Below are 3,829 nucleotides of genomic sequence, written 5' to 3'. Positions count from 1 at the left end.
GATGCCGAAGATATTCTTAATAAAAACAAAATTAATTATGAGGTAACGCTTAATGGAAACATGAGGATAATAATATCAGAAACGCCCTATGGTACGGTTACATTCTATCCGATTACCTGCAAAATTCAACGAAACACCTATATGACTGATGGTGATGCACTGACTTTTGTTCGCTACCTGAACTGGCTCAAACTTCAATGGGAAAGCAGAAATCCTTGCGTAGATTGCATTGCTGTAAGCTAGTGAGAATGCTATAAAATATCCACAAAATGAAGGGTGTATTGTTGCATCCATTTAATCACGTAGAGGGCGTATCTGTAATTCCAGAATTATTCGTAACCGCCTGATGGTTGCGTGCAGAAGGCTAAATGTCCGCACTTCGTGCAGCCATTTAACATGTTCAATACATTATGCGCACCAACATAGAATCAGGCAGAATCCGGAGATTTGTAGACGTCATTGGCCTGGTCATAGATGGCCACGTTTGTGCGCATAACGATTGAAATGTCTTGCGGCCTTCACTGGGATTATCGGGCTCTCTGATAATTTATCTGATGGACCACATTCAAATGAAACGATTGATACTGACTCTGGCTACATGCCTTTCTTTTCCTGTTTCCGCGCTTGCTGACAATATCGTTTGTCACGATGGCTGGAGCATTGAGCGACACGTAACCGGAAGTGCTGATAGTGGTTTTCTGAGTTACGTAAAAGATGCAGGTATCATTAAACTATTCCATCGTGGCAAGCTGATTTCCGAAAAACGCATTCAGGACATTCAGCAATCTGTATATCAGACCGGTGGAGCCCCGCTTGTTAACTACGAGTTTGATGTTGATAAAAACAGTTTCTATATCCTTGCTCTGGATATGAGCACTCAGGGTGTATCAGGCGGTGAGCCGGATATCAAACTTTGGGGTACTGATGTAATGGGAATTGATTGCATTTTACAGGGAGGTGCTGAATGAAAAACTCAATCACCCTTCCCTTATTGATATCAATCTCCAGTCTGATGTTTGCAAGTCAGGCAATGGCAATAACTTCATCACAGATGCAGATGAGAATCAGTGCTACCTGTGATTCATATGCGAACTTTGCCAGAATCGCTGATTCAGATGTTATTTATGGTGCATGTATCACTGGGGCAAAAGACTCCATGCAGCGCCGTAATTCCACCTGCGAGAAGAAAATAAAGAAATTTAATGAACAAGCGGAAACTCTAATTGGAATGAAGCGAGCTGAGTATATTGAGGTTGCACAAGCGTATCGTACTGGCTGCAATATTGGAAAGCGAAACTAGACAGGGATAACATAAATGAACACATCTTTTTTGACAAAGTATCTTTCAAAGTTATCACTCATCATAAATCTCGTGTTGACTGTGATGCTGTGGTTCTGGTGTATCGGAACCAGCAATCCCGACTTCTTTAACTTAATGCAAGCTTATACTTTTCTCCCCGCCGATACGATAAAGGTCGCAACAACCATTATCTTTGTCATATGGGTAATCAGAAGCATAACAGCATATGAAGCGAAGGTTATCCAGTTTACTCAAGCTGACCTTTTAAAACAAATTCTTTCAGAGCTCAAATCCTCAGAAAGAAGAAATAAAATGAATGAAATTGATAAAGCAAAAGATAGAAAAGTGAACTTCGATGATGTCGATATTTAAATAACCCCCCCCCATAACTAATGAGAGCCTTCAATAATATGGAGGCTCTTTTCATTTTGTGATTTATCTTTTGTCAGCTCAAGCCGTAATGTTTATTTTGGTTTATTCTTTGTAAACTCAAGCCGTATGGCTCTCCTGCGGAGGGCTTAATACTGGAACAATATTGAGAGAGATTAAGATAAGATTCAGGGGTAAGGATAAGTACAGAAAACCGATTAAGATAAAAGAGTAATATTAGATATATAAAGAGATTAACCCCGGTTGGCGATTTGGCGATGGTAGCATGGATATTTTAATCTGTATATAAATTATATTTATTTTTTTATTTCCCCACCCTATCGGGTGAATATGGAGCAGCCCTACACCTGAATGCCATCCATGTAACGCCTCGTGGGCCACTTCAGCAACACAGGTAATGCAAAGGCATAGGTGATGACAGTGTCGCCCCAGAGCTGCACACAGAGAGCCTGCGGTCACTATATGTTCACACCTAATTTAACTGTATAAATAGACAGCGGTTCAGTTGCCTGACATTTCACACCTCTCCCGTCAATGCCCCCTTTTTATCCCCTGTTTATCGTGCATACATCACTCTCAGGACGCATTAACCCGCCATATAAGCCATTTACATGTGTCATTCTGGTGGCATCACACAGGGCTTCTGATGGGCTGTAACCGTATCTGTCACAATGCATCGCCTGAAATTTTGTTATTATTTATTTTTTTGAATGTATTCTTTATTTTAATCCTGACCTCTGGCAGTTGCGCTGGCCTGACAGAAGTTAAAGGGAAAAAGCAGGACCCGCCCCGATTCTTTTTCTCCCTTTCATTCGTCACTCAGGACATGTCAGATGACTTACTTTCGTAATAAAAAATATCACCAGAACTACAGCCATAACACGTTATTTCCCGGAGCTGTATTTGATACAAGGCATAATGGTAAATGCACCGTTCTTGGTCGCTCAGAAGATAAAACAAGACGTGGCTATTATGTTGTACAATTCAAAGACAGTGGCATAGTTAAGGAAGCCTATGGCACACATATTAAATCAGGCTCAGTCTCGGATGATGCATTCCCGTCCTCAGAAGAAGAACGCATAACGCTACTGATGAAGCCCCGTTATTATAACGTGGGATATATCGGAAACGGAAAACATTCCACAATTGAGAACACCAGAAGCCACCAGAGAACAAGGAAATTCATTCTCTGGCATAACATGCTGGCAAGGTGCTACATGACGGTTAAAGGGAAGCAGTATTTTAAAGGTTATAAAGGTGTGGAGGTTTGTGAAAGATGGCATAACTTCCAGAACTTCTGCAATGACCTCCCTGCACTTCATGGTTATGCCCTGTGGAAAAATAATCCCGGAGAATATGAACTGGATAAGGACTACTCACATCGACGAATTTACTCTCCCGATACTGTTTCATTTATCAGCACATCTGATAATGCACATGAAGCCAGATTAAGGACATCTGCAATGAGGATTCCCGGTGAGAGATATCATGAAATAAATAAAATGCGAGAAAAATTACTACAGGAGGCTGAAGATGTAATAAAGGAAAGCGGAATAAAATATGATGTTGTTCTTCATGGCAATATGCAGGTGATTGTTGCTGAAACCCCTTACGGAACGGTGGCATTCTACCCACTGACGCATAAAATCCAGCGAAATGGTTATATGACTGAAGGTGATGCTTTGGTTTATGTTTCCTACCTTAACTGGCTCAGGTGTCAGTGGGAAAGCAGAAATCCTTTCATAGACTGCATTGCTGCAATCTCATGAAGATGCTATAAAATACACGTCAAATTAATGATTTACTATCATCTGATAGTCCCGGGATGAAGGCTAAATGCCCGCACTTCGTGCAGTCATTTAACATGTTCAATACATTATGCGCACTAACATAGAGTCAGGCAGAATCCAGAGTTTTGTGGGCATGATTACCCTGGTCGCTGATGGTCATAATCTATCCGGCACTGTTCCTGTGTATTCCGCCGCACCCGACTAATACCGATACCCAACATCATCAAGCCGATTGTTCAGCAAGATACTTTGCCAATCCCGCCATCACTTCCGGAAAGTCCGAACTGATGCCTTCGCCAAATTCCTGAGCATCGGGTCCCTGGGTGTTGATGGTGATGCTGCCAACTTA

Annotated in this window: 4 protein-coding genes and 1 pseudogene; all 5 read left to right on the top strand. The window is 41.6% G+C overall.

Annotated elements, in window-relative coordinates; genetic code table 11:
- A pseudogene (locus LZ634_RS22420) lies at nt 1–243 on the top strand (hypothetical protein); the annotation flags it as partial.
- A gap of 326 nt (nt 244–569) precedes the next feature.
- Nucleotides 570–968: a hypothetical protein gene (locus tag LZ634_RS22415; protein ID WP_064545903.1), complete on the top strand. Its 399-nt coding sequence runs from the start codon at nt 570–572 to the stop codon at nt 966–968.
- Complete coding sequence (locus tag LZ634_RS22410; RefSeq protein WP_064545479.1) at nt 965–1,300, top strand: hypothetical protein; 336 nt, start codon at nt 965–967, stop codon at nt 1,298–1,300. The genes LZ634_RS22415 and LZ634_RS22410 overlap by 4 nt, the downstream gene beginning before the upstream one ends.
- A gap of 15 nt (nt 1,301–1,315) precedes the next feature.
- A complete protein-coding gene (locus LZ634_RS22405; RefSeq protein ID WP_064545481.1) occupies nt 1,316–1,672 on the top strand; it encodes a hypothetical protein in 357 nt (118 codons plus the stop codon).
- An 851-nt stretch (nt 1,673–2,523) separates the two neighbouring features.
- Nucleotides 2,524–3,459: a hypothetical protein gene (locus LZ634_RS22400; protein WP_234508930.1), complete on the top strand. Its 936-nt coding sequence runs from the start codon at nt 2,524–2,526 to the stop codon at nt 3,457–3,459.
- Nucleotides 3,460–3,829 lie beyond the last annotated feature (370 nt).

Origin of the sequence: Kluyvera intermedia (assembly GCF_021440345.1) — a bacterium.
GTDB classification, from domain to species: domain Bacteria; phylum Pseudomonadota; class Gammaproteobacteria; order Enterobacterales; family Enterobacteriaceae; genus Kluyvera; species Kluyvera intermedia_A.
This window is presented reverse-complemented; position numbering and strand designations above follow the sequence as displayed.